This is a genomic window from Mesorhizobium sp. M7A.F.Ca.US.006.04.2.1, assembly GCF_004022915.1.
Classification (GTDB): Bacteria; Pseudomonadota; Alphaproteobacteria; order Rhizobiales; family Rhizobiaceae; genus Mesorhizobium; species Mesorhizobium ciceri.
The window spans coordinates 1-1,831 of sequence record NZ_RZQA01001073.1 but is presented as its reverse complement, the minus strand read 5'-3'; the positions used below and the strand labels follow the sequence as shown (position 1 = coordinate 1,831).

Sequence of the window (1,831 nt, the reverse complement as noted above, 5' to 3'; positions counted from 1 at the left end):
GACGGGCATAGGTGGGCGGCGGCAGTTTCAGCGTCGCCTTGAAGCCGTTCTCGAGGCCTGCCTCTTTCAGCAATTCCTTGGCCTTGGCGACATCATGCGGGTAGCGGCCGGTGAGGTCGACATAGTCCTTGTTGGCCGGCGACATATGCGAGCCGATCGGCTGGCCGAGGCCGGCCGAGGCGCCGTCGATGATGGCCTTGCGGTCGAGCGCGTAAGAGATCGCCTGCCTCACCTGCAGCTTGTCGAAAGGCGGCTTCTTGTTGTTGATCGACAGGATGGTCTCACCCTCGGTCGCGCCGATCACCACCTTGAAGCGCGGGTCGTCCTTGACCTGGGCGACGCTGTCGGCATCGAAGAACGGGAAAGCCTGGATGTCGCCCGAGAGCAGCGCCGGCACATAGGCCGCGGCATCCGGCACGATGCGAAACTCGGCCTTGTCGAGCGACGCCGGCGTGCCCCAGTAATTGTCCGATTTGACCAGCGTGATCGACGATCCCTTGGCCCAGCTCTGGAACTTGAACGGGCCGGTGCCAATCGGTTTTTCCTTGTTGGTGTCGGCAGATTCCGGCGCCACGATCACCGCGTCGCCCCAGCCCATATTGTAGAGGAACGAGCCCTGCGGGTTCTTCAGCGTGACCTTGACGGTTGCCGGGTCGACCACGTCGACCGTGTCGATGGCGGCGAACAGCACCTTTTGCGCGTTGACCGAATTGTCGGCGCGGGCACGATCGAGCGAGAATTTCACGTCGGCGGCATCGAAGTCGGTGCCGTCATGGAATTTCACGCCGGTGTGCAGCTTGAAGGTGTAGACCTTGCCGTCATCGGAAATGGTCCAGCTTTCGGCCAGATCCGGCAGCACCTCGCCATTCGGCCCGATGCGCGTCAGGCCTTCGAACACATTGGCATAGAGAACCTCGTCGATCGCTGCGGCGGCACCGGCGGTCGGATCGAGATGCGGGGGTTCGAGCGGAATGCCGATGACCAGGTCGGTTCGCGCGGCGAACGCAGAGGTGCCGGCGGCCAGCGACAGCACCGCGGCCGCCAGAATGGTTATCCACAATTTCATCGTGCAACTCCCCATGCGTTCAGACACGTGCTCGAACCCGAGTGATAGAAGCGTGATTTCGCCACGGAGTAAATTGCGTTTCGTTCTGCCCCTTGGCGTGGCCGGGAATGTTTTTATCCTGGCGACCGCATCGGCAGTCGAAGCTTGTCGCGGTGCGCACCTTATCCCGTGGCTGTGCCGCGCAGCAGCACGTTGAGCCCTATCGCCATCACCTTGGCCGATTCCACCATGTCCGATATGCCGACCCATTCGTCCGGCCGGTGGGCGAGGTCGAGAATGCCAGGCCCATAAGCGATGCAATCATAGATATGGCCGATGCGAGCTATATGCTTCTGGTCATAGGTGCCGGGCGAAATGACATAATCGGGTTCGCGGTCGAAGATCGCCATGATGCCTTGCGCAACCGCCTTGACCACCGGCGCGTCGCGCTCGGTCATCAGCGGCAGCACTTCCATCAGGTCGCGGATTTCATAGTCGAATTTTGTCCGCTCGCGTTTCAACCGGTCGAGAATGCCGGTCACTTCACCTTTGACGGTGTCGAGATCTTCCTCGAGCAGGAAACGGCGGTCGATGGTCATCCGGCAGGAGTCGGGCACGTTGGGCGACGGCAGGCCGGGCCGGAAATCCTCGGTCTGGCCGCCATGGATCGAATTGATGTTCATGGTCGAGCGTTTTGCTCCTTCGGGCACGACCGGCATGCGCGTCATCTTGCGGTCGAGCGCGGGAAACAGTTCGTCCTCGAAGGCCCGCAGCACGGCGCCCATG

At 61.9% G+C, this 1,831-nt stretch carries 2 protein-coding genes; both read right to left on the bottom strand.

Annotated elements, in window-relative coordinates:
• A partial coding sequence (locus EN925_RS34375) for an ABC transporter substrate-binding protein (protein ID WP_128337295.1) occupies positions 1 to 1,066 on the bottom strand: 1,066 nt, incomplete at its 3' end.
• A 161-nt stretch (positions 1,067 to 1,227) separates the two neighbouring features.
• Positions 1,228 to 1,831 (bottom strand): M20/M25/M40 family metallo-hydrolase (locus EN925_RS34370; RefSeq protein ID WP_128337294.1); only part of this gene is annotated, 604 nt, incomplete at its 5' end.